The organism is Streptomyces sp. NPDC054872, from assembly GCF_053610705.1.
In genome coordinates, this window is the sequence record NZ_JBSGYY010000028.1 from 78,793 (window position 1) to 104,565 (window position 25,773).

Annotated in this window: 24 protein-coding genes and 1 tRNA gene; 8 read left to right on the forward strand and 17 right to left on the reverse strand. The window is 70.8% G+C overall.

Features of this window, described 5'->3' with window-relative positions; translation table 11 throughout:
- Positions 1–59: 59 nt before the first annotated feature.
- The 3 genes from ACWGIH_RS29330 to ACWGIH_RS29340 all read left to right on the forward strand — a co-directional run bounded on the left by ACWGIH_RS29330 (position 60) and on the right by ACWGIH_RS29340 (position 3,233).
- The gene (locus tag ACWGIH_RS29330; protein ID WP_453447756.1) at positions 60–1,793 is read left to right on the forward strand and encodes a penicillin-binding transpeptidase domain-containing protein; all 1,734 of its coding nucleotides are present in this window, start codon (positions 60–62) and stop codon (positions 1,791–1,793) included.
- A gap of 85 nt (positions 1,794–1,878) precedes the next feature.
- Positions 1,879–2,385: a YbaK/EbsC family protein gene (locus ACWGIH_RS29335; RefSeq protein ID WP_453447757.1), complete on the forward strand. Its 507-nt coding sequence runs from the start codon at positions 1,879–1,881 to the stop codon at positions 2,383–2,385.
- Entirely contained in the window at positions 2,382–3,233 is an 852-nt protein-coding gene (locus tag ACWGIH_RS29340) for an EamA family transporter (protein WP_453447759.1), read from the forward strand. Before ACWGIH_RS29335 ends, ACWGIH_RS29340 begins: the two co-directional genes overlap by 4 nt.
- 1 nt (position 3,234) lies before the next feature.
- Here ACWGIH_RS29340 and ACWGIH_RS29345 read toward each other — a convergent pair whose 3' ends face one another.
- From ACWGIH_RS29345 to ACWGIH_RS29355, 3 genes are read right to left on the reverse strand one after another with little or no spacing between them, the layout of a single operon-like run.
- Entirely contained in the window at positions 3,235–4,005 is a 771-nt protein-coding gene (locus tag ACWGIH_RS29345) for an energy-coupling factor ABC transporter ATP-binding protein (protein WP_453447761.1), read from the reverse strand.
- A complete protein-coding gene (gene cbiQ / locus ACWGIH_RS29350; protein WP_453447763.1) occupies positions 3,993–4,754 on the reverse strand; it encodes a cobalt ECF transporter T component CbiQ in 762 nt (253 codons plus the stop codon). The genes ACWGIH_RS29345 and cbiQ overlap by 13 nt, the downstream gene beginning before the upstream one ends.
- A gap of 1 nt (position 4,755) precedes the next feature.
- Complete coding sequence (locus tag ACWGIH_RS29355; protein WP_453447765.1) at positions 4,756–5,847, reverse strand: energy-coupling factor ABC transporter permease; 1,092 nt, start codon at positions 5,845–5,847, stop codon at positions 4,756–4,758.
- Positions 5,848–6,051: 204 nt separating this feature from the next.
- Between ACWGIH_RS29355 and ACWGIH_RS29360 the strand changes: the two genes are divergently transcribed.
- Positions 6,052–6,405 (forward strand): SsgA family sporulation/cell division regulator, encoded by a 354-nt coding sequence (locus tag ACWGIH_RS29360; RefSeq protein WP_453447767.1) that lies wholly within the window; start codon positions 6,052–6,054, stop codon positions 6,403–6,405.
- A gap of 4 nt (positions 6,406–6,409) precedes the next feature.
- On the opposite strand, the gene ACWGIH_RS29365 is transcribed toward ACWGIH_RS29360, so the two are convergent.
- Both ACWGIH_RS29365 and ACWGIH_RS29370 read right to left on the reverse strand, forming a co-directional pair.
- The gene (locus ACWGIH_RS29365; RefSeq protein WP_453447769.1) at positions 6,410–8,668 is read right to left on the reverse strand and encodes an MMPL family transporter; all 2,259 of its coding nucleotides are present in this window, start codon (positions 8,666–8,668) and stop codon (positions 6,410–6,412) included.
- Positions 8,669–8,775: 107 nt separating this feature from the next.
- Positions 8,776–9,348 carry a TetR/AcrR family transcriptional regulator gene (locus tag ACWGIH_RS29370; protein WP_453447824.1) on the reverse strand — a complete coding sequence of 191 codons (573 nt, stop codon included), beginning with the start codon at positions 9,346–9,348 and terminating at the stop codon, positions 8,776–8,778.
- A gap of 195 nt (positions 9,349–9,543) precedes the next feature.
- Between ACWGIH_RS29370 and ACWGIH_RS29375 the strand changes: the two genes are divergently transcribed.
- Both ACWGIH_RS29375 and ACWGIH_RS29380 read left to right on the forward strand, forming a co-directional pair.
- On the forward strand, positions 9,544–12,822 hold the full coding sequence (locus ACWGIH_RS29375; protein WP_453447771.1) for a S41 family peptidase: 3,279 nt from the start codon (positions 9,544–9,546) through the stop codon (positions 12,820–12,822).
- A 116-nt stretch (positions 12,823–12,938) separates the two neighbouring features.
- A complete protein-coding gene (locus ACWGIH_RS29380; RefSeq protein ID WP_453447772.1) occupies positions 12,939–13,145 on the forward strand; it encodes a hypothetical protein in 207 nt (68 codons plus the stop codon).
- 81 nt (positions 13,146–13,226) lie between these two features.
- Here ACWGIH_RS29380 and ACWGIH_RS29385 read toward each other — a convergent pair whose 3' ends face one another.
- From ACWGIH_RS29385 to ACWGIH_RS29395, 3 genes are read right to left on the reverse strand one after another with little or no spacing between them, the layout of a single operon-like run.
- Positions 13,227–14,105, reverse strand: coding sequence for an SDR family oxidoreductase (locus ACWGIH_RS29385; RefSeq protein WP_453447774.1), 879 nt, complete (start codon positions 14,103–14,105; stop codon positions 13,227–13,229).
- Positions 14,102–15,055 (reverse strand): alpha/beta fold hydrolase, encoded by a 954-nt coding sequence (locus tag ACWGIH_RS29390; protein ID WP_453447776.1) that lies wholly within the window; start codon positions 15,053–15,055, stop codon positions 14,102–14,104. Before ACWGIH_RS29390 ends, ACWGIH_RS29385 begins: the two co-directional genes overlap by 4 nt.
- Complete coding sequence (locus ACWGIH_RS29395; protein WP_453447778.1) at positions 15,052–16,650, reverse strand: flavin-containing monooxygenase; 1,599 nt, start codon at positions 16,648–16,650, stop codon at positions 15,052–15,054. The genes ACWGIH_RS29390 and ACWGIH_RS29395 overlap by 4 nt, the downstream gene beginning before the upstream one ends.
- Positions 16,651–16,813: 163 nt before the next feature.
- Between ACWGIH_RS29395 and ACWGIH_RS29400 the strand changes: the two genes are divergently transcribed.
- On the forward strand, positions 16,814–17,482 hold the full coding sequence (locus ACWGIH_RS29400; RefSeq protein ID WP_453447780.1) for a MerR family transcriptional regulator: 669 nt from the start codon (positions 16,814–16,816) through the stop codon (positions 17,480–17,482).
- A gap of 30 nt (positions 17,483–17,512) precedes the next feature.
- Here ACWGIH_RS29400 and ACWGIH_RS29405 read toward each other — a convergent pair whose 3' ends face one another.
- The gene (locus ACWGIH_RS29405; protein WP_453447781.1) at positions 17,513–18,532 is read right to left on the reverse strand and encodes a DUF6528 family protein; all 1,020 of its coding nucleotides are present in this window, start codon (positions 18,530–18,532) and stop codon (positions 17,513–17,515) included.
- A gap of 109 nt (positions 18,533–18,641) precedes the next feature.
- Positions 18,642–19,442, reverse strand: coding sequence for an exodeoxyribonuclease III (locus tag ACWGIH_RS29410; protein ID WP_453447783.1), 801 nt, complete (start codon positions 19,440–19,442; stop codon positions 18,642–18,644).
- 66 nt (positions 19,443–19,508) lie between these two features.
- On the opposite strand from ACWGIH_RS29410, the gene ACWGIH_RS29415 reads away from it, so the two are divergent.
- A complete protein-coding gene (locus ACWGIH_RS29415) occupies positions 19,509–20,030 on the forward strand; it encodes a GNAT family N-acetyltransferase (RefSeq protein WP_453447785.1) in 522 nt (173 codons plus the stop codon).
- 98 nt (positions 20,031–20,128) lie between these two features.
- Here the strand turns inward: ACWGIH_RS29415 and ACWGIH_RS29420 are convergent.
- From ACWGIH_RS29420 to galU, 7 genes are all read right to left on the reverse strand, one after another.
- Positions 20,129–20,202 (reverse strand) — tRNA-Ala (locus tag ACWGIH_RS29420).
- A 78-nt stretch (positions 20,203–20,280) separates the two neighbouring features.
- Positions 20,281–21,564 (reverse strand): divisome protein SepX/GlpR, encoded by a 1,284-nt coding sequence (gene sepX, locus ACWGIH_RS29425; protein ID WP_453447787.1) that lies wholly within the window; start codon positions 21,562–21,564, stop codon positions 20,281–20,283.
- Between the two features lie 197 nt (positions 21,565–21,761).
- Positions 21,762–22,385, reverse strand: a complete 624-nt coding sequence (locus ACWGIH_RS29430) for a GNAT family N-acetyltransferase (RefSeq protein WP_283779166.1) — start codon at positions 22,383–22,385, stop codon at positions 21,762–21,764.
- Complete coding sequence (locus ACWGIH_RS29435; RefSeq protein WP_453447789.1) at positions 22,382–22,882, reverse strand: MogA/MoaB family molybdenum cofactor biosynthesis protein; 501 nt, start codon at positions 22,880–22,882, stop codon at positions 22,382–22,384. The genes ACWGIH_RS29430 and ACWGIH_RS29435 overlap by 4 nt, the downstream gene beginning before the upstream one ends.
- Positions 22,879–23,370 (reverse strand): cyclic pyranopterin monophosphate synthase MoaC, encoded by a 492-nt coding sequence (gene moaC, locus ACWGIH_RS29440; protein WP_453447791.1) that lies wholly within the window; start codon positions 23,368–23,370, stop codon positions 22,879–22,881. The genes ACWGIH_RS29435 and moaC overlap by 4 nt, the downstream gene beginning before the upstream one ends.
- A gap of 87 nt (positions 23,371–23,457) precedes the next feature.
- Positions 23,458–24,789, reverse strand: a complete 1,332-nt coding sequence (glp, locus tag ACWGIH_RS29445) for a molybdotransferase-like divisome protein Glp (protein ID WP_453447793.1) — start codon at positions 24,787–24,789, stop codon at positions 23,458–23,460.
- Positions 24,790–24,793: 4 nt separating this feature from the next.
- Positions 24,794–25,699 (reverse strand): UTP--glucose-1-phosphate uridylyltransferase GalU, encoded by a 906-nt coding sequence (gene galU / locus ACWGIH_RS29450; RefSeq protein WP_453447795.1) that lies wholly within the window; start codon positions 25,697–25,699, stop codon positions 24,794–24,796.
- Positions 25,700–25,773: the final 74 nt, after the last annotated feature.

Sequence of the window (25,773 nt, forward strand, 5' to 3'; positions counted from 1 at the left end):
TGTGGGGCCTTCCGGTGCGGAACCTGGGGGTTCTGTGATCTGGGATCTGCGGAGGGTCAGTGGGTAAGCGAGGGCGCGCCAGCGAGCGCAAGGGCATCAGGAACATCACGGGCACATCGGGCGCCGGGAGCGCCAAGGTGCACCCTGGTGTGCTCGGCGGCGCCGCCGCCGTGGTCGTGTGCGGCGTGGGCATCGCCGCGTACAGCCTGATCGGCGGCTCGTCCGGCGACGGACCGACGGTCGACGAGAAGCCGGTGGCCGCGGGCCCGCCGACGGCCGCCGAGGTGCGTGCCACCACCCGGGACTTCCTCGCCGCGTGGGAGAAGGGCGACGTCACGGGGGCCGCGGCCCTCACGGACGACCGGACGACGGCGAAGACCGCCCTCACCGCGTACGCCAAGGACTCCCACCTCACGAAGGTGAAGCTGACGCCGGGCAAGCGCTCAGGCGCGAAGATGCCCTTCTCGGTCACGTCCACGGTCTCGTACGAGGGACAGAGCAAGCCCTTCGCGTACGAGTCCGAGCTGACCGTCGTACGAAGAAAGCACGACGGCAAGACGCTGGTCGGCTGGCAGCCCTCCGTCGTGCACCCGGACCTGAAGGACGGCGACCGTCTGGTCACCGGTGAGGCCGGGGACCCGCCGATCAAGGCGGTGGACCGGGACGGCGGCGAGCTGACCAAGGCGAAGTACCCGTCCCTCGGCACGGTGTTGGACAGCCTGCGCGAGAAGTTCGGCGACAAGGCCGGCGGCAAGGCGGGCGTGGAGCTGCGGGTCGTGCGCAAGGACAGCGCGAAGGACGCCGAGAAGTCGGCGACCACGAAGGACGACGCGAAGGCGACGCCCGACAAGACGCTCCTGACGCTCTCCCCGGGCACCCCCGGCACCCTGAAGACCACCTTCGACGCCTCGCTCCAAGCCGCGGCGGAGAAGGAGACGGGCAAGCGCAAGCAGGCCTCGGTGGTCCTGGTGAAGCCGAGCACGGGAGAGATCCTCGCGGCGGCCAACTCGAACCCGACCGGCTTCAACATCGCCTTCCAGGGCTCGCTGGCCCCCGGCTCGACGATGAAGGTCGTCACGTCGTCCCTGCTCCTGGAGAAGAAGCTCGCGGGCGTCGACAAGAAGCACCCGTGCCCGAAGTACGTGACGTACGGCGGCTGGAAGTTCCAGAACGACGACAAGTTCCAGATCAAGGACGGCACGTTCCGCGCGAGCTTCGCCCGGTCCTGCAACACGGCCTTCATCAGCCAGGCCGAGAAGCTGCAGAACGACTCCCTGACCAAGCAGGCGCAGGAGGTCTTCGGCCTCGGCCGCGACAACTGGTCGATCGGTGCCCCGTCCTTCGACGGGGCGATCCCGGTGCAGAGCGACGCGCAGATGGGCGCCTCGCTGATCGGTCAGGGCGGGGTGCGCATGAGCCCGCTGAACATGGCGTCGGTGGCGGCCACGGTGAAGTCGGGCACGTTCAAGCAGCCGTATCTGGTCTCCCCGGACGTCGACAAGCGCACGCTGGCGACGGCGCCCCGCAAGATGTCGGGCGCGACCGCTTCGGCGCTGCGGGACCTGATGCACTACACGGCGGTGGCGGGAACGGCCGTCAAGCCGATGTCGGGCCTCGGCTCCGACATGGGGGCGAAGACGGGCTCGGCGGAGGTCGACGGACAGAAGAAGCCCAACGGCTGGTTCACGGCGTACCGCGGTGACCTGGCCGCGGGAGCGGTGGTGCAGGAGGGCGGCCACGGCGGCGACTCCGCGGGGCCGCTGGTGCGGGCGATGTTCCTGGCGGCGAAGTAGCCGGCTTTCCGCCCGGCGGGATCGGCCGTCCGGTATACGGATACACGGTCGCGTGCCCCGTACACGGACCGCTACCGTGCCGGGCATGAGCGCTACGGATTCACCCGCTTCCCCCGCCCACCCCCGTTTCGCCGCGGCCCTGACCGAGCTGGGCCTCGCCGAACTGGTCAGCGAGGTCCGCCGCTTCCCGGAGGCGACGCGCACCGCCCAGGAGGCCGCGGCGGCCATCGGCTGCGAGCTGAGCCAGATCTGCAAGTCCCTGATCTTCGCGGCGGACGGCGTCCCGGTCCTGGTCCTGATGGACGGCGCGTCGCGGGTGGATCTGGAGCTCGTGCGGTGGGAGCTGTGCGCGGCGAAGGTGACGCGCGCGAAGGCGGACGTCGTCCGGGAGACCACGGGGTACGCGATCGGCGGCGTACCGCCCTTCGGTCACGCGACGAAGACGCGGGTCCTCGCGGACCGCTCGCTGCTCGACCACGACGTGGTGTGGGCGGCGGCGGGCACTCCGTACGCGGTCTTCCCCATGGCGCCCAAGGACCTGATCCGGCACGCGAACGGCACCCTGGTGGACGTGCGCGAGTCCGCCAAGTGACGCCGCTCGTCGCGTCGGCGGTGCTGCTTGCCGCCGTCACGCACGCGAGCTGGAACGCGATCGCGCACCACATCACGGACAAGCTGGTCGGCTTCACCCTGATATCCGGCGGCGGGCTGCTGATCGGCGTACTCATCGCCCCGTTCGCGGAGATACCGGCGGCGGGTGCGTGGCCGTACCTGGTGTTCTCCGCGGTGATCCACGTCGGCTACTACGCCCTGCTGATGAAGTCGTTCAGGCTCGGCGACTTCGGCCAGGCGTACCCGATCGCGCGGGGCACGGCTCCCCTGGTGGTCACCGTCCTCGCGGCGGTCTTCGCGGGCGAGATCCCGGACGGCTGGCAGGCGGCGGGCGTCGCGGTCTCCTGCGCGGGCCTGACGGGCCTCGCCCTGTGGGGCATACGCGGCTCGGGCCGGCGCCCCGACTGGGCGGCGATCGGCGCGGCGCTCGCCACGGGCGTCTCGATCGCGGCGTACACGGTGGTGGACGGCCTCGGCGTCCGCGCCTCCGGCTCCTCCATGGGCTACATCGCGTGGCTGATGATCCTTGAGGGCCTCGCGATCCCGCTGTACGCGGCGTACCGCTGGCGGGGGGCTTTCGTCGCCCGACTGCGCCCGTTCGCGGCGGTGGGCCTCCTTGGCGCGGCCCTGTCGGTGGCGGCGTACGGCCTGGTCCTGTGGGCCCAGACGAAGGCGGACCTGGCCCCGATCTCGGCGCTCCGGGAGTCGTCGATCATCGTGGGCGCGGGGATAGGCGCGGTCTTCTTCAAGGAAAAGTTCGGGGCGCCGAGGCTGGTGGCGGCGGCATTGATGGTGGCGGGAATCGGACTGATGCTGCACGCGGGGTGACCTACACCCCCCGGTTCGCTGCCGCCGTCTTCGGGTCGAAGCCGAACGGCAGCTCGAGGCGGTGTGCCCCCATCAGGTCCTCGTCGCCGAGGAGTTCTCCCGTCGGGCCGTCCGCGGCGATGACGCCGTCGCTGAGGATCAGGGCCCGGGGGCACAGTTCGAGGGCGTACGGCAGGTCGTGCGTGACCATCAGGACCGTCACGTCCAACGAGCGGAGGATGTCGGCCAGTTCGCGGCGCGACGCGGGGTCCAGGTTCGAGGACGGTTCGTCGAGGACCAGGATCTCCGGCTCCATCGCGAGGACCGTGGCCACCGCGACGCGCCTGCGCTGGCCGAAGGAGAGGTGGTGCGGCGGGCGGTCCGCGAACTCCGCCATCCCTACCTGGGAGAGGGCCTTGTGGACCCTGGCCTCCAGCTCGGGGCCGCGCATCCCCGCCGCCGCCGGGCCGAACGCCACGTCCTCGCGCACCGTCGGCATGAAGAGCTGGTCGTCCGGGTCCTGGAAGACGATGCCGACCCGGCGCCTGATCTCGGCCATGTGCTTCTTGCCGACGGGGAGGCCCGCGACGGTGACCGTGCCCGCGCCGCCCGTCAGGATGCCGTTCAGGTGCAGGACCAGCGTCGTCTTGCCCGCGCCGTTCGGGCCGAGCAGCGCGACCCGCTCGCCCCGGCCGATCCTCATGTCGACGCCGAAGAGCGCCTGATGCCCGTCGGGGTAGGCGAAGGCAAGGCCGGTCACTTCGAGGGAGGGTGCAGCAGTCACAGGGTCCATCCCAGCAGGCAGACGACAAGAGCGGCGGATGGGAGGGCAAGTGCGTACGTCCACTGTGCCCGTGAGGCGGTCACCTCGTCGATCACCGGCATCGAACCGGCGTACCCCCGGCTGACCATCGCCAGGTGCACCCGCTCGCCCCTCTCGTACGAGCGGATGAAGAGCGCCCCCGCGGACTTCGCGAGGACGCCCCACTGGCGCACGCCCCGCGCCTCGAAGCCGCGCGACTCGCGTGCGATCCTCATGCGGCGCATCTCGTCCGTGATCACGTCGCCGTACCGGATCATGAACGAGGCGATCTGGACGAGCAGCGGCGGCAGTTTCAGCCGCTGGAGGCCGAGGAGCAGCGAGCGCAGTTCGGTGGTGGAGGCAAGGAGGACCGAGGCCGCGACGCCCAGCGTGCCCTTGGCCAGGACGTTCCAGGCGCCCCAGAGGCCGTTCACGCTCAGGGACATGCCGAGTACGTCGACCCGCTCGCCCTCCGCCACGAACGGCATGAGCACCGCGAACGCCACGAACGGGACCTCGATGAGCAGCCGCTTGAGGAGGAAGGGGAGCGGGACGCGGGACGCGAACGCCACCGCGCCGAGCAGCACCGCGTAGCCGCCGAACGCCCACATGGCCTCGCGCGGCGTCGAGACCACGACGACCACGAAGCAGAAGAACGCCGCCAGCTTGGTGTGCGGGGGCAGGGCGTGGACGGGTGAGTGGCCGTGCCGGTAGAGCCGGTGAGCGTGGCCCGCGCCCATGTCAGGCGTTCTCGCGGACGGAATCCGTGGCCGCCGGGCCCGCGTCCGCCGTACGGCGGCGCCGCAGCGCCCAGAAGACCCCCGAGCCGGCAACGACGGTGACGCCGACGCCGATCACCCCCGCGAGGCCACCGGAGAGGCGGCTGTCGGTGATGTCCTTGACGCCGTAGTCGGCGAGCGGGGAGTCCGAGGCGGCGTGCTCCTCGGCCTTCTTGTCGATGCCCTTGTCGGCGGCGACCTTCTCCAGGCCGTCGGGGTTCGCGGAGGCGTAGAAGCTGACGAAGCCGGCGAGGACGAGGGAGGTGACCAGGCCGGCGATCCAGACCTTGCGGTGCGAGCGGGCGGCGACGGGGGCGGGCTCCTCGGCCGTCTCCGGAACGTCGATGAGTTCACCGCCGACCCGGAGCTTGAGCTTCTGCGTCAGGCCGCGGGCGCCGTACACGAGGTCGGGGCGGACCGCGATGACCGCGCCTACGGTGAGTGCGGTGATCACCGCCTCGCCGACGCCGATCAGGACGTGCACGCCGACCATGGCCGTGGCGACCTTGCCGATGGAGACGTCGGTCGTGCCGCCGAGCGCGTAGAGGAAGGTGAAGGCGACCGCGGCGGCGGGCACCGAGAGCAGTGCGGCGACGAAGGCGGATGCGGTGATGGAGCGGCGGCTGCGCGGGAGCACCTTCACCAGGCCGCGGAAGGTGAAATAGGCCACGACGGTCGTGACGACGGCCATGTCGGTGATGTTCACGCCGAGCGCGGTGAGGCCGCCGTCGGCGAAGAGGACGCCCTGCATCAGCAGGACGACGGACACGCACAGGACACCCGTATAGGGGCCGACGAGTATCGCGGCGAGCGCCCCGCCGAGCAGATGTCCGCTGGTCCCGGCGGCGACGGGGAAGTTCAGCATCTGCACCGCGAAGATGAACGCGGCCACGAGCCCGGCGAGCGGCGCCGTCCGCTCTCCCCCACTCTCCGAGCGGGAGGTGCCCCCAAGTTCACGCCGTGCGCCGCGGAGGCTGACGGCGACCGCTCCGGCCGCGATGACCCCGGTGGCGGCCGAGACGGGGGCGTCGATGAATCCGTCGGGGACATGCATGCGCGCGCTCCTGGGCAGGACAGGAAGAGGGAGACAGAGCAAATCGCTCGTGAACCGTTCAATGATAGTGCTCTGTTGCGAACGGTTTGCAAGAGCGGTGGCTACCCAGTTATCCCGGTCACACCTGGAGCAGGAATCGGAATATATGGGACATTAGAGGGCAGAAAGCGCGTGACGGTGAGCGTGATGGTGAGGAGTTCGGCGATGTCCGCAGTAGAGCAGTACGCACGAGCCCACGTCGTCACGGACTCCCCGGACGACCAGCTCACCGTCCCCGCCGTCCTCCGGTACGACCCGGAGGCCGACCCGCTCTCGGTGCGGATCGGCCTCCCTGGTTCTCCCGAGGGGTCCCACGAGTGGACCTTCGCCAGGCAGCTGCTCGAACAGGGCCTGCGGGCCCCGGCCACCGGCGGCGACGTACACATCTGGCCCTGTGGACGGGTCCAGACGGTGATGGAGTTCCACTCGGCGCACGGGGTGGCGGTCGTGCAGTTCGACGCATCGGCGCTCATACGCTTCCTGCGCCGCACCTACGCGGCCGCCCCCGTGCCCCACTGACGCGTCAGACGCGCTCCAGCTCCCTGCCCTCGTCGCTCCGGCCGGCGCCCGCCTCGTCGGCGTCCCGCAGGCCCTCGCCCTCGACGTCTACGTTGGGCAGCGCCCGGTCCAGCCATCGCGGCAGCCACCACGCCTTCTTGCCCAGCAGCGCGAGCACCGCCGGGACCAGCGCCATGCGCACGATGAACGCGTCGAAGAAGACCGCGATCGCGAGGCCGAAGCCGATCATCTTCACCATCTGCTCGGACGAACCGATGAAGCCGGCGAAGACCGCGATCATGATGACCGCCGCCGCGGAGACCACGCGTGCGCCGTGCCTGAAGCCGGTCACGATCGCCTGGCCCGGCCGCTCCCCGTGGACGTACGCCTCACGCATGCGCGTCACGAGGAACACCTCGTAGTCCATCGCGAGGCCGAAGACGACGCCCACCATGAAGATCGGCATCATGCTCATGATCGGGCCGGTCTGCTCCACGCCGAAGAGCGAGCCGAGCCAGCCCCACTGGAAGACCGCGACGACCGCGCCCAGGGCCGCCAGGACCGAGAGCAGGAAGCCGAGGGCCGCCTTGAGCGGGACCAGGATGGAGCGGAAGACGACGATCAGGAGGAGGAAGGCGAGGCCGACGACGAGTGCCAGGTAGGGCAGCAGGGCGTCGTTCAGCTTCTGTGAGACGTCGATGTTCATGGCCGTCGTACCGGTGACCATGACGCTCGCGCCGGTGTCGGACTTGATGTCGGCGCCCGCGTCACGGATCGCGTGCACGAGGTTCTCGGTCTCGATGCCGCTGGGCTTGGAGGACGGGACGACGCTGATGATCGCCGTGTCGCCCGCCTTGTTGATCATCGGCGGGGCGACCGAGAGGACGTCGTCGAGCTTGGAGATCGTCTTGGTGATCTCACCGGCGGCGGCCTTCGGGTCGTCGGAACCCTTCAGGTCGGCGACCGTCATCAGCGGGCCGTTGAAGCCGGGGCCGAATCCGTCGGAGACCAGGTCGTACGCCTTGCGCTGGGTCGTGGACGTCGGCTGCGCACCGTCGTCGGGGAGGCCCAGTTCGAGGGAGGACACGGGCAGCGCCGCGGCGCCCAGGCCGATGACGCCGACCAGCAGGACGGTGAGCGGACGGCGGACGACGAAGCGCGCCCAGCGAGTGCCCAGGTTGTCCTTCGGCTGCTTCTTCTCCGCCGCGTCCGACGCCGCGTCCGCCGCGGCGTCCTTCTTCCTGCCGCCGCCGAGCACCTTGCTCTTCTGGCCCGTGGGCTTGACCTTCTTGCCCGCGTAACCGAGCAGCGCCGGGATCAGGGTCAGCGCGATGAGCACGGCGATGACCACCGTGCCGGCCGCCGCGAAGCCCATCTTGGTGAGCATCGGGATGTTCACCACGGCGAGGCCGACAAGCGCGATGACCACCGTGAGCCCGGCGAAGACCACGGCCGAACCGGCGGTCCCCACGGCGCGGCCCGCCGCGTCCTCGCGGTCCCGGCCGTCGGCGAGTTCACCGCGGTAGCGGGAGACGATGAAGAGCGCGTAGTCGATGCCGACCGCGAGGCCGATCATCATGGCGAGCGTCGAGGTGGTCGTCCCCAGGTCGAGCGCGCTGGCGAGCGCGGTGATCGAGGAGACGCCGATGCCGACGCCGATCAGCGCGGTGAGGAGCGGAAGACCCGCGGCGATCAGCGAGCCGAAGGTGATGACGAGGACCACGGCAGCGACCGCGATGCCGATGATCTCGGTGGCGCCGGTCTCGGGCATCGCCTGCAGCGCGTCACCGCCGACCTCGACCGTGAGCCCGGACTCCCGCGCCTGGTCGGTCGTCTTCTCGAGGGCCTCACGGCTGTCCTCGGTCAGCTCCATCGAGGTGACCTTGTACGAGACCGACGCGTACGCCGTGGAGCCGTCCTTGCTGACCGTCTTGGTCCGGAAGGGGCTGTCCGCCCTCGCGACCTCGTCCGAACCGGACTTGAGGGCGGTGACGGTCTTCTCGATCTCGGCCTTGTTGGCCGCGTCGGTGACCTTCTCGCCGTCCGGCGCCTTGAAGACGACCCGGGCGCTCGCGCCGTCGGCGCTCGCTTCGGGCACACGCTCTTCGAGCAGGTCGAAGGCCTTCTGGGCCTCCGTACCGGGAATGGAGAAGGAGCTGGAGGCGGCGGTGGGCGCGGACGCGGCGCCGACTCCGGCGAGCGTCAGGAGCGCCACCCATATCAGGGCGACGAAGTGCCGTCGCCTGAAGGCGAGTCGGCCCAGTTTGTAGAGGAAAGTGGCCACGGGGGCGTACTCCCGGTCAGGTCGTGGTGTCTACAGGGCAGGGGGGATCAGCCCGACGACGTGAGCGGTCGCGTCAGGTGGAGGAGAGGGTCGGGTGCGGGTCTTGATCAGACGCCGAGAGCGGGGAGGATCACGGCGTCGATGTAGGAACGGAGGAACTCACGGTCGACCGTGCGGTCCTCGATCAGGTCACGGGCGACGAAGCCGCCGATCATCATGTGGATGACGAAACCCAACGCGGGGTTGTCCGGGGCCACTTCACCCCGCTCCACCGCCCTGCGCAGCAGTGCGTTCAGGCCGGTGATCTCCGGCTCGATGAGCACCTGCCGCAGCGCGTGGTGGAGTTCGGGATTTCCGTGGATGACGTGGAAGAGACTCCGCATCAGCGCGGCGTCCTGCTCCATCTGGCAGTCGTCCGAACGGTTCACGCTCTCCAGGAGGTCGCCGCGCAGGGAACCGGTGTCGATGTCCTCGATGGACACCGGCTTGTTGTGCCGCAGCGCCCTGGCGATCAGCTCGGGCTTGCTCCCCCACTGGCGGTAGAGGGTGGCCTTGCTGGATTTCGTGCGGGCCGCGATGGCGTCCATGGTGAGCGCCTCGTACCCGACTTCGCGGAGCAGGTCGAGCGCGGCCGCGTAGATCTCGGTCTCGCGCTCGGGTGTGATCCGGCTGCGCCGCACCGTTGCCGCCTCAGCCATGATCCCTCCGCCCCTCGTGGGAACCGTTCCGTACGCCATGACTGTACCCGGGCTCTTAACGAAACGAAACCGTTTCGTACGTGCGCTGCATCACGCGCCGCCTCCCGACCGCGCCGCGCGCCTGTTTCACCCCATGTACGAGTTGCCGGGCCCTGCGCACCGGAAAAGCATGGTGAAGTGACCGACGCGCGCGATGAAGCCCATGCTGACCACGCCTACCTGCGATTTCCGCACCTCAGCGGCGACCGTCTCTGTTTCGCGGCCGAGGACGATCTCTGGGTGGCGCCGCTGAGCCCGGACGGCGCACCCGCCGGCCGGGCCTGGCGGGTGACCGTCGACCGGACCAAGGTGAGCCATCCGCGTTTCTCGCCGGACGGCCGCCACATCGCGTTCACGACCTGGCGCAGTCTCGACCCGGAGATCCATCTGGCCCCGGTCGACGGCGGCCCGGCCCGGCGCCTCACCTACTGGGGGAGCACGGACACCCGGGTCTGCGGCTGGTCCCCCGACGGCGACATCCTCGCCGTCTCCTCGCACAATCAGCCCTTCTCGTACTTCTGCTGGGCCTACAGCGTGCCGACCGACGGATCGCCCGGCGGCAAGCTGCCCTGGGGTCCGGTGTACGACATCGCGGTCAACGACATCGAGGGCGAGCGCAAGACCCTCCTCCTGACCGGGAAGCCGCCGCACGAGCCCGCCGCCTGGAAGCGCTACCGGGGCGGTGCGACGGGCCGCCTGTGGCTGCACGGCGACCAGCTCCTGCCCGACCTCGACGGGCACCTGGACTCCCCGATGTTCGTGGACGGCAGGATCGCCTTCCTCTCCGACCACGAGGGCGTCGGCAACCTCTACTCCTGCCTGCCCGACGGCTCCGACCTGCGACGGCACACCGATCACGACGCGTTCTACGCCCGGCACGCCTCCAGCGACGGCGCCCGCGTCGTCTACCAGTGCGCGGGCGACGTCTGGCTGGTGGACGACCTGTCCCCCGGCTCCGTGCCGCGCCGCCTCGACGTACGCCTGGGCGGGCCGCGCGCCGGACGGCGGATCTACCAGGTGCCGGCCGCGCAGCACGTCGACTCGCTCTCCGTGGACACGACGGGCCGGGCCAGCGCCGTCGTCGTACGCGGCAGCCTGTACTGGCTCACGCACCGGGACGGGCCCGCCCGCACCATCACGGACACCCCGGGCGTGCGCGTCCGGCTCCCGGAGATGCTCGGCACGGGCGGGCAGGTCGCCTACGTCACCGACGCGGAGGGCGAGGACGCCGTCGAGATCGCCTATCTGCCGCGCGCCAGCGGCGACCGCGCGCCGCGCAGGCTCGCGCAGGGACAGCTCGGCCGGGTCCTCGAACTGCTCTCCGACCCCGAGGGCGAACGCCTCGCGATCGCCTCGAACGACGGGCGCCTCCTCCTGATCGACGCGTCCGAGGAATCCGACGGCGAGGTGACGGAGCTGATCCGCTCCGTCAACGGCCCGGTGCGGGACCTGGCCTTCTCCCCCGACGGGGCATGGCTGACCTGGTCGCATCCGGGCGTCGGCCGCTCCCTGCGGCAGATCAAGATGGCCCGTATCGAGGGTCCCGGCTGCCGCATCATCGTCGACGTCACCAACGGCCGCTTCGAGGACGAGAACCCGGTCTTCACCAGCGACGGCCGCTATCTGGCCTTCCTGTCCTGGCGCGGCTTCGACCCGGTCTACGACGTGCACACCGGCGACCTGTCCTTCCCTCTCGGCTGCCGCCCCTACCTGGTCCCCCTGTCGTCGGCGACCCCCTCGCCCTTCGCCCTCTCCCCCGACGGCCGCCCGGCGGCGGGCGGGCTCGACCCGGCCGACGGTCTCTCGCCGGCCGGCTCCGCCATCGTGGAGGTGGAGGGCCTGGAGAGCAGGGTCACGCCGTTCCCCGTCTCGGCGTCGAAGTACTCGGCCCTCTCCCCCGTCAGCGGCGGGGGCCTCGTCTGGATGCGCTGGCCGATCTCGGGCGCGCTCGGCGAGACCTTCGCCAACCCGTCGGACACCTCCGGGCGGCCCACCCTGGAGTACTTCAACATCACCAAGGGCAAGAAGTCCGAACTGGTCGACCACCTCGACTGGTTCGCGCTCAGCGGCGACGGCTCGCGGCTCGTGGTGGTCGACGAGGGCGACCTCCGCGCGGTGCCCTCCACGGAGTCCGGCGACAGCGACACGACCGTCTGGATCGACCTGCGCCGCATCCTGCACGAGGTCGACCCGGCGGCCGAGTGGCGCCAGTCCTACGACGAGGCGGGCCGGCTCATCCGGGCCTACTTCTGGGAGCCGAACATGTGCGGCATCGACTGGCCCGCGATCCTGGACCAGTACCGGCCGCTGGTGGAACGGGTCGCGTCCCCCGACGAGTTCGCGGACCTGCTCCGCGAGGTCCTGGGTGAGCTGGGCACCTCCCACGCGTACGTCTCCGCCGCGCGCCGCAACGAAGGCCCGCCGCACTACCAGCGGGCGATGGGGCTGCTCGGTGCCAACCTGGTCTGCCGGGACGGCAGTTGGATGGTCAAGCGGATCCTGCCGGGCGACTCGTCCGACTCCAAGGCGCGCTCGCCGCTCGCGGGCGCGGGCATCCGCGAGGGCGCGATCCTCACGCACATCGACGGCCGTCCGGTGGATCCGGTGACGGGCCCCTTCCCGCTGCTCGCGGCGGCGGGCGGCACGACGGTGGAGCTGACGTTCCAGCCGGCGGAGGGCGAAGGCAGGTCGCGGAGGGTGGCGATCGTCCCCCTCATCAACGAACGCCCCCTGCGCTACCAGGACTGGGTGGCCAAACGACGTGACGTCGTACGGGAGTTGAGCGGGGGCAAGTGCGGCTATCTGCACATCCCCGACATGGGCGGCTCCGGATGGGCGCAGTTCAACCGGGACCTGCGCCTTGAGGTCTCCCGCCCGGCCCTGATCGTGGACGTACGCGGCAACGCGGGCGGGCACATCAGCGAGCTGGTGGTGGAGAAGCTGACGCGCAAGATCCTGGGCTGGGACCTGACACGGAACGCCCAGCCGGTCTCGTACGCGTCGAACGCGCCCCGGGGCCCCGTGGTGGCCCTGGCCGACGAGGCGACGTCGTCCGACGGCGACATGATCACGGCGGCCTTCAAGCTGCTCGGCCTCGGTCCGGTGGTGGGCCAGCGCACGTGGGGTGGCGTCGTGGGGATGACCGGGCGGCACGTGCTCGGTGACGGGACGGTCATCACGGTGCCGATGAACGCGGGTTGGTTCGACGAGTACGGCTGGTCCGTGGAGAACCACGGCGTGGCCCCCGATCTGGAGGTGCTCCGGACGCCCCTTGACTGGGCGGAGGGACGGCACGCGCAGCTCGACGACGCGGTGCAGCTGGCCCTCGACCTCCTGGAACAGCGGCCCGCCGCGGAACCGCCGGGCATGGACCACCTCCCGGACCGCCATCGGCCGGAGCTGCCGCCGCGGAGCTGAGGACCCCTCTGCCGGACGGCCGATCCCGCCTCCCCGATGATCGAAATGCGAGGAATGTGCCCTCATGTAAGTCTGGTCGAGGCCCTTCCAACCTCACCCTCTAGGAGTGAACCCGCATGGGCATCAAGGACCAGTTCCAGGACAAGGCCAACGACCTCGCCGACAAGGCGAAGAGCTCGATGGGCGACAAGAAGGACGAGGCGAGCGAGCGCGCCTCGCAGGCGCGGGACGAAGCCGGCGAGCGCTCCTCGCAGGCCCCGGACCAGGCCCGGGATGCCGCGCAGGAGCAGCAGGACAAGTTCAACCAGGACTACGACGCCTGACGCGGCGCCGCGCGTGAACGCCTGAGGCCCACCCGGGACGCCGGGTGGGCCTCTTGCCTTGTCCGAGCAGTCGACAGTCGACTACCGCCCGGTACGCGCCTGTTCGTCGGCGGAGCCGCCCGCGCCCACGAGCCCCGTGGACACGGATCCGAGCCGCGGCTCGAAGCGCCGCATCTCCCGCTGGCCGACCGAGCCGATGATCCCCGGCAGGTAGCCGCGGATGCCCTGCATCCCGCGCAGCCACCACTGCGCGTACACGTGGCTGGAGCGGCGCTCGATCCCGGCGACGATCCGGTCGACGGCCGGACCCAGCGGGTACGTCTTGTTGGACGGCCACGGCAGGCGCTGCCGCAACTCCCGCATGACGTCGTTCTCGTCCGCGCCCCGCACCATGTCCGTGTCCGTCCAGGACAGGTAACCGACGCCCACCTTCACGCCCTTGTAGCCGACCTCGGCCCGCAGACAGTGCGCGTACGCCTCGACGCCCGACTTCGACGCGCAGTACGCCGTCATCATCGGCGCCGGCGTGATCGCCGCGAGCGAGGCGATCTGCAGGAGATAGCCGCGGCTCTCCATCAGGACCGGCAGGAACGCCCGCCCCGTCACCGCGCTGCCGATGAGGTTGACCTCGATCACCCGGCGCCACGCCTCGGGGTCCGACTCGACGAAGGGACCGCCGTTGGCGACGCCCGCGTTGGCGATGACGATGTCGACCTTCCCGAACCGCTCCTTGACCTCCTGGGCGACCCGGGCCATCGCGGCATGGTCCGTCACGTCCGCGTGCCAGGCCTCGGCCTCGGTGTGCAGCCGCCCGGCCACCTGCTTCAACTCGTCCGGTTCCAGGCCGACGAGCGCGATCTTCGCGCCCCGCGCCGACAGCTTGCGCGCGAGCAGTTCCCCCACGCCCCGCGCCGCCCCGGTGACGACCGCGACCTGACCCTCAAGGCTGACCTTGCTCATGCGCTGCTCCCCTCGAGCCCCTGAACCTGCTGTTCGTCCACCCGTACGTACCTCCGCACGAGGTTCCTGATCCCCTCGGTGACCGTCTCCGGCGCCTCGACCGGCGTCATGTGTCCGATCCCGGGCAGCTCGGTGAGTCCGAGCGAGTCCGGCAGCATCTGGGCCAGGCGGCGCGCGAGCGTGACGGGCGTCATCCGGTCGGCGGTGCCCGCGATGATCGCGGTCGGCACGTTCAGCTCCAGTACGCCCGTGTCGAGTGCGAGTTCGTCCAGGACGTGCGACCAGCGGTAGCGCACCACCCGCGGGCAGCCGTGCACGATCCGCGCGCACACCTCGACCCGCTCCGGGGGCGAACCGGGGCCCATCGTGGCGTACTTGAGGACGCGGCGGGCCATGGGCGTGACGGGCCCCAGCGGCGCCTTCGCCCCGAGCACCGAGCGCGTCAGCCGCGTCCGGATCCGCCCGGCCCGCAGCGGCACCACCGTCGACGCGGCCACGAGCCCCGAACTCCCGGTGCTGCACAGCAGGGCGGCGGCCGCGTGCTCCCGGAACCCCGGCCGCGTACTCGCCGCCATGATCGTCATGCCGCCCATGGAGTGCCCGGCGATCACGGCCCGCTCCCCCGGCTCAAGCGTCGCCGCGAGCACCGCTTCGAGGTCGTCGCCGAGCGCGGTGGTGCTGTACCCGTCGGCGCCGCCCGGCGCGACACTGCGCCCGTGGCCCCGCTGGTCGTACGCGATCACCCGGTGGTCGACGGCCAGGTCACGTATCTGCGCGGCCCAGAAGGCGGTCGAGCAGGTCCACCCGTGGGCGAGCACCACCGCGGGCGCGCCCTCGGGGCCGTGCTCCTCGGCGTGCAGCCGCGCGCCGTCCGCCGACACGACGGTCAGCTCCCGCGCGGCGGCAGGCGGCGCGAACGGCCCGCTCGTCACATGTGTCAGCCTGCTCATGCCGCTGCCTCGGCCTTCTTCGTCTTCGTCGGGCGCGCCGCGCCCTTGGTCGCCCCGGGTGCCGTCACGTCCCGCTTCGGCGGCCGCACCACCTCGTACTCGGCGAGATCGACCCGCCGTGTGGCGGCGCGGAACTCGCTCGTCGTGCCCGGCCAGATCGTCGTGTTCACGCCGTTCTCGTCGAGGTACCAGCTGTTGCAGCCGCCGGTGTTCCACACGGTGCGCTTCATGCGCTCCTGCACCTTGTCGTTCCAGGCATCCACGGCGCCGGCGCGCACGGCGAGCGCGGCCCGGCCGCCAAGGACGTCCAACTGCCGCATGTAGTCGGCGAGATAGTTCAGCTGGGACTCGATCATCAGGATCATCGAGGAGTTGCCGAGGCCGGTGTTCGGGCCGATGACCGTCATGAAGTTCGGGAAGCCCGCGGCGGTCGCGCCGCGCAGGGACTTCATGCCGTCCTTCCAGGACTCCATCATCGTCCCGCCGTCGGCGCCCACCACACGGTCGGCGATCGGCATGTCCGTGACGTGGAATCCCGTGCCGAAGATGATCGCGTCGACCTCGGTCTCGGTGCCGTCCGCGGCGACGACGGTGTTGCCGCGCACCTCGCTGAGCCCGCTGGCGACGACGTCGACATTGGGCTGCGCGAGCGCCGGATAGTAGGTGTTGGAGAGCAGGATCCGCTTGCAGCCGATGCGGTACGACGGCGTCAGCTTGGCCCGCAGCGAGCGGTCCTTGATGGCGCGGGCGATGTTCCGCTTGGCCAGCTGCTCGACCGCGCCCAGCTCGTTCGGCCGCTTGGTGAACGCCTGGACCTGCAACTCCCGTATGCCCCACAGGATTCCGCGCCGGGCCTGCGTGGTGAACGGCAGCTGGCGGTGCAGCCAGCGTTCGGCCCTGGTGATGGCGCGGTCCATGCGCGGCATCACCCAGGGCGGGGTGCGCTGGAAGAGGGTCAGCTTGCCGACCTCGCGCTGGATCGCCGGCACGATCTGGATGGCGGAGGCACCGGTGCCGATCATCGCGACGCGCTTGCCGCGCAGGTCGTAGTCGTGGTCCCAGCGCGCGGAGTGGAAGACCTTGCCCTCGAAGGTGTCGAGGCCGGGGATGTCCGGGAGCTTGGGGTCGGAGAGCGGCCCGGTGGCGGAGACGACGACGTCGGCGGTGAGCGTGCCGTTGCTCGTCTCGACCTCCCACCACAGCTGCTCCGCGTCCCAGCGCAGTTGCTTCACCTCGGTGTCGAGGCGGATGTGCGGGCGCAGCCGGAAGGTGTCGGCGACCTGCTCCAGGTACTCCTGGATCTTCTCCTGGCCCGAGAAGGTGCGCGGCCAGTCGGGGTTGGGCGCGAAGGAGAACGAGTACAGGTGCGAGGGCACGTCGCACGCGCAGCCCGGATAGCTGTTGTCCCGCCAGGTGCCGCCGACGGCGTCGGCCCGCTCCAGGACGACGAAGTCGGTGATGCCCTCGCGGCGCAGCCGGACCGCGGCACCGAGCCCGCCGAATCCCGACCCGATCACCGCCACCCGCACGTGTTCGTGTGCGCGACCACCCTCGCGCACCTGCTCGCGCACTTGCTGGCGCTCGTCCTCGGCCATGCCGCCGCCTCCCGAACTGCTTCACGACTCTGCCAGTGACCACTGGCGCAATTGGGAGAGTAGAACAGCTGCGTACTGATGGGTAGGGGTCTGGCGTACCGAGTTACCGCCGGTAGAGGTCAAGGGAACACCCGCACGATCCGGCACCACATAGGCTGCTGCCGTGGCAGAGACACGCGAGTACCGCATGGAGGAGCTGGCCAAGGCGGCCGGCATCACGGTGCGCACCGTGCGCTTCTACCGGGAGCGCGGCCTGATCCCGCCGCCCCGCCGCGAGGGCCGCATCGCCTGGTACGACGACCACCACCTGGCCAGACTCCGGACGATCGCCGCACTCCTGGACCGCGGCCACACCCTGAGCGGCATCGCGGAACTCGCGGAGGCCTTCGAGAACGGCCGGGACGTCGGCGAGCTCCTCGGCATCGGCGAACCCACCGAGGAGACCCCGGTCCGCCTCACCCCCGAGGAACTGGCCGACCACTTCGCGGGCGAGGTCACCCCCGAGAACCTCGCCGCGGCCCTCGACCTCGGCTACCTCGGCACGGACGGCGAGGAGATCGTCCACGTCAGCCGCCGCCTCCTGGACGTCTCCTCGACCCTGGTCCGCGAGGGCATCCCGCTGGCCGCGGTCCTGGAGGCGGGCCAGCGCGTACGCGAACACGCGGACGCGCTGGCCGAGTTGTTCATCACGATCATCCGCACGCACACACCCGCGGAGGCGGGCGACGTCAGCATCGAGCGCCTGCGCCCGCTGGCGAAGAGCGTGGTGGAGGCGGAACTCTCGATGGCCCTGGACCGCCGCATGGCGTCGGAGAAGCCGGACGAGGACTGAGGTCCTGGGGCCGCCGAGGTCCGTTCGGCCCTACCTCGGCAGGAACCAGCGAGCCTTGTAGATCCCGCCCCCGACCAGCTCGTACTCCCCCCGCGGCCGATGCACGCTCACCTTGGTCGTCCACCAGGTCTCCTCCAGACCACCCTCCGGCACGGTGGAGATGACCTGCCCCGCCCGCGGATCGTCGCCGACACCCTTCACCGACTTCCGGGAGATCTCCGCGGCCCCCGCGAAGTCCTGCACGAAGGCCTTCTCCCGGATGTCGTACTGGAAGACGGACGCGTTCGTCGTCACCCACAGCCGCCCGGAGCGCCCGGCCACGGGGAAGAGGTCGTGCCCACCGGGGGTCTTGCCCGGCGTCCCGACCGGCAGCCCGACCGAGGACCGGAGCCGCAGCGTGGGCCTGGCCCGCGTGCCGCCCACGTCGTACGTGACCAGTTCGTCGTCGCCGATGGCCCACAGCACCTCGCGCGCACCGTCCCAGTGCAGCCCGTGCGCGCCCTTCAGCTCCGCCTCGGCGAACCGCGCGGCCCGCGGCCCCTGCGACGCCGCGTACAGCCTGACCAGCGCACCCGTGCTGCACGCCACCGCGACATTGCCGTCCGGCAGGATCTCCGCGCTGTGCGGATTGAAGAGGTCGTCGCCCGGCCCGATCGCCGCGCCCCAGTAGCGCTTGCCCGACGGGTAGTCGACGACGGCGACGAAACCGAAGGAAGCGGTGGTCAGGACATACGTACGCTTCTTGTGCCTACGCACCTTCGACTCGCTCGGATACACGAAGCTGTCCTCGGGCCGGAGATCCTCGTACCCCGCACGCTCCCGAGGCGAGAACGCCCACCGCACGACGGACGGATTCTCCTCCGGGTCCCAGACCCTGCGCCTCGGATCGAGCACGAGGATCTGCTGGGTCGCCTGCTCGGTGAGGAGCACGGGCGGCGTCCGCCGGGGAACTCCTCCGGCACCTCCGCCGTCACCGGCGGCCGCGGTGGGTGACGCGGCAGCCATCGGCAGCCCCGCCCCGATCCCCGCGCCCAGAGCTCCGAGCAGCACACCCCGACGAGACGGTCTCGATCTACCGGACATGAAGTTACCCCCACACGGCTGACAGTTGAGACATTGTCAGGTACGCGCTCGCAACATGCCATGGCGCCGCGCGGCATCACATGTCGTAGACCACCGTGACGGGCGCATGGTCCGACCACCGCTGCTCGTGACTGGCCGCCCGCTCCACGAAACCCTTGACCGCGCGCTCCGCGAGACCCGGCGTCGCCACGTGGTAGTCGATCCGCCAGCCCGTGTCGTTGTCGAAGGCGCGCCCCCGGTAGGACCACCAGGAGTAGGGCCCCTCGACGTCGGGGTGCAGCGCCCGCACGACGTCGACGTACCCGGCGTCCCCCTCGAAGACCTCGCTCAGCCAGGCACGCTCCTCGGGCAGGAAGCCCGAGTTCTTCTTGTTGCCCTTCCAGTTCTTGAGGTCGGCCTCCTGGTGCGCGATGTTCCAGTCGCCGCAGATCACGACCTGGCGCCCCTCGGCGGCCGCCCGCTGCTTGAGACCCTTCAGGTACGTGAGGAACTCCCCCATGAAGCGGACCTTCTCGTCCTGCCGGTCCGTGCCGACCTCACCCGAGGGCAGATACAGGCTCGCGACCGTGACGCCCGGCAGATCGGCCTCGACATAGCGGCCGCTGCCGTCGAACTCCTGCGACCCGAATCCGATCTGCACGCGGTCCGGCTCACGGCGCGTGTAGAGGGAGACACCCGCGCGCCCCTTGGCGGCGGCCGGCGCGTGCACCACGTGCCAGCCCTCGGGCTCCCGCACCTCGGCCGGCAGCTGCTGGGGCTCGGCCCGTACTTCCTGGAGGCAGACCACGTCGGCGGAGGTCTCGGCGAGCCACTCGACGAAGCCCTTCTTGGCGGCGGCGCGCAGCCCGTTCACGTTCACACTGGTCACTTGGAGCATCCCGGAACGATACCGGCACACTTAATGGATACCCGCACACCACCGCATAGAAGTACGATGATTCGCATGAGTATTCAGTCACCGTCGCACCGGGCGCACCGGGCCTCCATCGAGCTGCGACCCACCCCTTTCGACCACCCGGACGCGGTCAGGCTCAACGACCGCGTGCAGCTCGAATACGCGGAGCGGTACGGAGATGAGGGCGACGTCACACCTCTCGACCCGGCGATGTTCACCGCCCCGCGTGGTCTGTATCTCCTCGCGTACGACGAGAGCGGCACCCCGGTGGCGACCGGCGGCTGGCGCGGCCACGAGGAGAACGACGAGGGTTACGCGCACGGCGACGCCGAGATCAAGCGCATGTACGTCACCCCGGAGGCCCGCGGCCTGGGCCTGGCCCGGCGCATCCTGGCAGCCCTGGAGGACGACGCGAGGGCCGCGGGCCGTACGCGCATGGTCCTGGAGACGGGCACCAAGCAGCCGGAGGCCATAGCCCTCTACACGTCGACCGGCTACACCCCGGCCCCCTCGAAGTTCGGCCACTACCGCTTCGAGGACCTGAGCCGCTGCTTCGCCAAGTTCTTGTAGGCCGCGGGCTCTCGGGCTCTCCGGGGTTCTTCGGGGGTTCTTCGGCGCACGCAAAGATCCCGCCCAGTTCGATGAACTGGACGGGATCTCATGTGCAGTGGACCTGTGGGGATTTGAACCCCAGACCCCCTCGATGCGAACGAGGTGCGCTACCAGACTGCGCCACAGGCCCTTGCAACGAGTGAAACTCTAGCATCCCGATCCGGGTGCTTGGAAATCCGTTCCCGACTGGTCCCTCGCTGGTCAGGCATCACTCGTTGGCGGCCCGCGGCCGCTCGCCGTCGTCGTACTGGTCGAAGAGGGGCGTGCGTCCGCGTTCGCGGGCCCTGCGCGCGGACGCGGCCCGGCGTGCGTCGCTGCGGCCACCGCCGCCGTCCGCGCTGTCGGCGCTGTCGGCGGCCTCGGTGTAATCGGCGTACTCACTCTCGGCCGTCTCGCCCCGCACCTCGTCGGCGGTGGGCCCCACGGCGCTGGACCGTGCCGAGCTCCAGGCGTCGGGGGCGCCCAAGTCGACGTCACCGGTGGCCCGCGGGGCGACCGGTGCGGTCACGTACGTCGGCAGGGGCACCGGCACCGGGTCCCAGCTGTCACCGTGGCCGGGGCGGCGCTGGCGCTCGCGCTGCTGGTCCACCCACTCCGCGTGGTCGGTCTGCTCGACCAGGGCGCGGCGGTCGGCGGCGAGTGAGGAGAGCCCGGTCTCCGTCTCGGGTCCCGGTCCTTCCTCCGCTTCGTCGACGACCGCGTCCGCGCCGCCCGGCGCGCGCCTGCGCGGCTGGCGCTCGCGCAGCCGCTGCGCGGCGACCTCGGCCCGGCGCCGGTCCATGGTGTAGGTGAAGCGGCGCCGCTCCTGGCCCCGCAGATACACGATGTACGCGCTCAGGAGTGCGGCCGGCGCCGCGGGCGCCCAGAGGAACGCGAGCCCTCCGACGGCGGCGACGACCGTGCCGGCGGTGAAGGCGATGAACAGCATCACCGTCGTACGCCGTCGGCGCGCGAGCACCTTCGTGCGCCGGGCGCGCGCGGCGGCTTCCGCCGACGCGGCCCGCCGGGCGGCCGACTGCTGGGGCCGGGGTCCGGTCGGGGCCGGGGTCGGGACCGGGGCCTGCACGGAGGGCTTGCCCGGGAGCTTCGCCGCGGGGTGCGCCTGGGGCCTGGCCGGAGGCTGCTGTGCCTGTGCCTGTTGCCTCGGCGAGGACTGCTGCGCCGGGGGTTTGACCGGCGCCTTGCCCTTCGGCTCGGGCCGCTCTTCCGGGCCGCCCTGCCGACGCGGGGGCGCGACGAAGGCCCGGACGTCCACCGCGCCGGTGGCGTTGTCCGGGTCGCGCGACTCCTCCTCTTCAGGCGAGCGCGCTTGCAGGTCCTTGGCGTATCGGCGCTCCATCCCCGCCCGTCCGGACAGGAGCCGGATGGCGGTGCTGAAGCGTTCCGTCGGACGGGCTTCATTGAGCTCGTCCTGCCTACGGAGCCACATCGGCACCAAGTAGGCGGCCCAGGCCCCGACGATGACTGCGTAGATGAGGCCGCTGCTGCTCACGCCTCACACGGTAGAGGGGTTTGCTAGAGGCCATCTGCCAATTGAGTCGGTGTGTCGCACGATCTGGCTGATATCTCGAACTTTTTTTGTGACTGATGCGATCAACAGGCCACCGGGACCGTGAAATTAATGCCTCAGAGGGACCAAGTCGGGCCTCAGACGGTCGATCACGGATTTATTTCAAACACTTATTCTATTTACGCGGTCTTCCGAGGTCGTGCCTGGTGCCAGCGCCGAAGCAACCCTTCCGGTACCTCTTCCGCGGTGAGCGCGAAGACGAGGTGGTCACGCCAGGCGCCGTCGATGTGGAGATAGCGTGGACGCAGCCCCTCCTCGCGGAATCCGAGTTTCTCCACGACCCTGCGACTTGGCCCGTTCTCGGGGCGAATACAGACCTCGATACGGTGCAGTCCCACCGATCGGAAGCAATGGTCGACCGCGAGAGCCACGGCGGTCGGCATCACGCCGCGGCCCGCCACCGACTGGTCGACCCAGTAGCCGACATGGCCCGAGCACATCGATCCCCAGGTGATTCCGGCGACCGTGAGCTGCCCCACGAGCCGCCCCTGGTACTCGATCACGAAGGGCAGCATGCGCCCGGCGTGCGCCTCGGCGCGCAGATGCCGGACCATCTGACGGTACGTCGGGCGGTGCACGATCGGGCCGCTCGGCGTGGGCGGCGGAATGGTCGCCTCCCAGGGGCGCAGCCAGTCCCGGTTGCGCCGGTTGACCTCACGCCAGGGCCGCTGGTCGCGCATCTTTATCGGACGGAGGGCGACGTCGCCGTCCGTCAGCTCGACGGGCCAGGAAGGGCTGTTCAGCTCGCACCACCCGGGGATCTGAGATGGTCGCCGCCCCGCAGCTGCTCGACGGCGTGCGTCAGCAGGGGCTCGAGGACGGCCATGCCGTCCCGCACTCCGCCGGTGGAGCCCGGCAGGTTCACGATGAGGGTGCGGCCCGCGACCCCGGCAAGACCGCGGGACAGCACGGCCGTGGGGATCTTCTCCCTGCCGTACGCGCGGATCGCCTCCGGGATGCCGGGCACCTCGTGGTCGATGACGGCGCGGGTGGCCTCGGGGGTGCGGTCGGTGGGCGAGATGCCCGTCCCGCCTGTGGTGAGGATCACGTCGAACCCGGCCTCGGATCCGGCGCGCAGTGCCTGCTCGACCGGGTCACCGTCCGGGACGACCCGCGGGCCCTCGACCTCGAAGCCGAGCGCGGTCAGCGCCTCGGCGATGATCGGCCCGCCCCGGTCGGCGTAGACCCCGGCGGCCGCGCGGTTGGAGGCCGTGACGACCAGTGCGCGGTAGACGCTCATGCTCCGGCTCCTTCGCGGCTCCAGTCCCCGGACTTGCCGCCGGTCTTCTCCTCGACCCGCACATCCGTGATGACCGCGCCCTTGTCGACGGCTTTCACCATGTCGATCACCGTGAGGGCGGCGACGGTCACCGCGGTGAGCGCCTCCATCTCGACGCCCGTACGGTCCGTCGTCCTGACCGTGGCGAGGATCTCCACGGCGTCGTCCGCCACGGAGAGGTCAAGCTTCACCCCGGAGACGGCCAGCGGATGGCAGAGCGGGATCAGGTCGGGTGTGCGTTTGGCCCCCATGATGCCCGCGATCCGCGCGGTGGCCAGGGCGTCGCCCTTGGGCACGCCCTCGCCGCGCAGCAGCTCGATCACGCGGGGCGAGACCAGGACGCGGCCACTGGCCCGGGCGGTGCGCGCCGTCACGTCCTTCGCGGATACGTCGACCATGCGGGCGGCGCCCGCTTCGTCGATGTGCGTCAGTCGCTGCTCGGTACTCATGTGCTGTGGCGCTCCCGGTCCGGGCCCTCCGGCGGTGCGGCGCAAGGGGGCCTATGTGCGCGACACCGTACCGCGCGGACGCGCCTTTCAGCCGAGCAGGACCACTTCGACGTCCGTACCCGGCTCCACCGATGTGATGTCTTCCGGGACGACGATCAGCGCGTTCGCGTGCGCGAGGGCCGCGACGAGGTGGGAGCCCGCGCCGCCCACGGGCCGCACGTCGCCCGCCTCGGCGTCGTACTGCCCGCGCAGGAACTGCCGCTTGCCCGCGGGTGAGGTCAGCGCCTTGTCGGCGGTGAGCTCCGCGCGCGCCGTGGGCCGGTGGACGTCCGGGAGGCCCATCAGGGCGCGCACCGCGGGACGCACGAAGATCTCGAAGGAGACGTACGACGAGACCGGGTTGCCCGGCAGGGCGAGCAGCGGGGTGTGGTCGGGGCCGATGGAGCCGAAGCCCTGCGGCTTGCCCGGCTGCATGGCGAGCTTGCGGAACTCGATGCCGCTGCCGTCCTCGTCCTCGTCCCCGACGGAGGAGAGTGCTTCCTTCACGACGTCGTACGCCCCGACGCTGACGCCGCCCGTGGTGACGACGAGGTCGGCGCGGATCAGCTGGTCCTCGATGGTGGAGCGCAGCGTCTCGGCGTCGTCGGCGACCGCGCCCACGCGGTAGGCGATCGCTCCGGCGTCCCGGGCCGCGGCGGTCAGGGCGAAGCTGTTGGAGTCGTAGATCTGACCCTTGGCCAACTCCTCGCCGGGCTGGATCAGTTCGCTGCCGGTGGACATGACGACCACGCGGGGGCGGGGGCGCACCTTCACCGTGCCCCGGCCGATCGCGGCGAGCAGGGCGATCTGCGGGGCGCCGAGGACCGTGCCCGCGGTCAGCGCGCGGTCGCCGGCCCGGACGTCGCTGCCCTGCGCCCGCACGTGCGCGCGTGCCTGAGCGGGACGGTGCACGCGGACCTCGCCGGAGGCTCCTTCGGGGGCGCCGCTGTGCGCGCGCATCCCGGAGACGGGGCCTTCGCCGAGGCCTCCGTCGGTCCACTCCACGGGGACGACGGCTTCGGCGCCGGGCGGCAGGGGCGCGCCGGTCATGATGCGGGCGGCCTGGCCCGCGCCGACCTCCGGCTGCTCGCCCTGGCCGGCGGCCACGTCACCGATGACCGTCAGGACGGCGGGGAACTCCTCGCTCGCGCCCGTGATGTCGGCGACCCGGACCGCGTAACCGTCCATGGAGCTGTTGTCGAAGGGCGGCAGCGAGACGGGCACCGTGACGTCCTCGACGAGGACGCAGCCCTGGGCGTCGAGGAGTTGGAGCTCGATGGGCTCCAGGGGGCGGACGGATCCGAGGATGTCGTCCAGGTGCTCGCTCACCGACCAGACGTGTTCCTGGCCGGTGACTTCGGTCGTCGCGCTGCTGCTCAAAGTGCTACATCTCCTCGGACACGTAACTGCGAAGCCAGGCCTGGAAGTCCGGGCCCAGGTCTTCACGTTCGCACGCGAGTCTGACAATGGCACGCAGATAGTCGCCCCGGTCGCCGGTGTCATAGCGGCGGCCCTTGAAGACGACGCCGTGCACGGGGCCGCCGACCTTCTCGTCGGCGGCGAGCTGCTGCAGGGCGTCGGTGAGCTGGATCTCGCCGCCGCGGCCCGGCTCGGTCTTGCGCAGTATGTCGAAGACATGGGGGTCGAGGACGTAACGCCCGATGATGGCGTAGTTGCTGGGGGCGTCCGCCGCGTCGGGCTTCTCGACCAGGCCCGTCACCTTCACGACGTCGCCCTCGTCCGTGGCGTCCACGGCCGCGCAGCCGTAGAGGTGGATCTGCTCCGGAGCCACCTCCATGAGGGCGACGACGCTGCCGCCGTGCCGCTCCTGGACCTCCACCATGCGGGCGAGGAGCGGGTCGCGCGGGTCGATCAGGTCGTCGCCGAGGAGCACCGCGAAGGGTTCGTTGCCCACGTGCGGGGCGGCGCACAGGACGGCGTGACCGAGCCCCTTGGGGTCGCCCTGGCGTACGTAGTGCATGGTGGCGAGGTCGCTGGACTCCTGGACCTTCGCCAGTCGCGCCTCGTCGCCCTTCTTCAGAAGAGCCGACTCCAGCTCGTAGTTGCGGTCGAAGTGGTCCTCGAGAGGGCGCTTGTTGCGGCCGGTGATCATGAGGACGTCGTCGAGGCCGGCGGAAGCGGCCTCCTCGACCACGTACTGGATCGCCGGCTTGTCGACGACCGGCAGCATCTCCTTGGGAGTGGCCTTGGTCGCCGGCAGGAACCGGGTTCCGAGACCTGCTGCGGGAATGACAGCCTTGCTGATCCGCGGGGGGTGAGACTCAGTCATGTCCGTAACCATAACCGGTGCGTATGTGCGAAATCTGTGCGTGCGGACATTTTGTTCTCATATGAGCGTACCTG

Coding starts and splice junctions, on each gene's coding strand:
- ACWGIH_RS29380 (WP_453447772.1), top strand. CDS start 12,939: ATGGGCATCAAGGACCAGTTCCAGGACAAGGCCAACGACCTCGCCGAC.
- moaC (WP_453447791.1), bottom strand. CDS start 23,370: ATGAGTACCGAGCAGCGACTGACGCACATCGACGAAGCGGGCGCCGCC.
- ACWGIH_RS29390 (WP_453447776.1), bottom strand. CDS start 15,055: ATGAGCAGGCTGACACATGTGACGAGCGGGCCGTTCGCGCCGCCTGCC.
- ACWGIH_RS29385 (WP_453447774.1), bottom strand. CDS start 14,105: ATGAGCAAGGTCAGCCTTGAGGGTCAGGTCGCGGTCGTCACCGGGGCG.
- ACWGIH_RS29410 (WP_453447783.1), bottom strand. CDS start 19,442: ATGCTCCAAGTGACCAGTGTGAACGTGAACGGGCTGCGCGCCGCCGCC.
- galU (WP_453447795.1), bottom strand. CDS start 25,699: ATGACTGAGTCTCACCCCCCGCGGATCAGCAAGGCTGTCATTCCCGCA.
- ACWGIH_RS29345 (WP_453447761.1), bottom strand. CDS start 4,005: ATGGACCCTGTGACTGCTGCACCCTCCCTCGAAGTGACCGGCCTTGCC.
- ACWGIH_RS29355 (WP_453447765.1), bottom strand. CDS start 5,847: ATGCATGTCCCCGACGGATTCATCGACGCCCCCGTCTCGGCCGCCACC.
- ACWGIH_RS29360 (WP_453447767.1), top strand. CDS start 6,052: ATGTCCGCAGTAGAGCAGTACGCACGAGCCCACGTCGTCACGGACTCC.
- ACWGIH_RS29435 (WP_453447789.1), bottom strand. CDS start 22,882: ATGAGCGTCTACCGCGCACTGGTCGTCACGGCCTCCAACCGCGCGGCC.
- ACWGIH_RS29415 (WP_453447785.1), top strand. CDS start 19,509: ATGAGTATTCAGTCACCGTCGCACCGGGCGCACCGGGCCTCCATCGAG.
- cbiQ (WP_453447763.1), bottom strand. CDS start 4,754: ATGGGCGCGGGCCACGCTCACCGGCTCTACCGGCACGGCCACTCACCC.
- ACWGIH_RS29335 (WP_453447757.1), top strand. CDS start 1,879: ATGAGCGCTACGGATTCACCCGCTTCCCCCGCCCACCCCCGTTTCGCC.
- ACWGIH_RS29395 (WP_453447778.1), bottom strand. CDS start 16,650: ATGGCCGAGGACGAGCGCCAGCAAGTGCGCGAGCAGGTGCGCGAGGGT.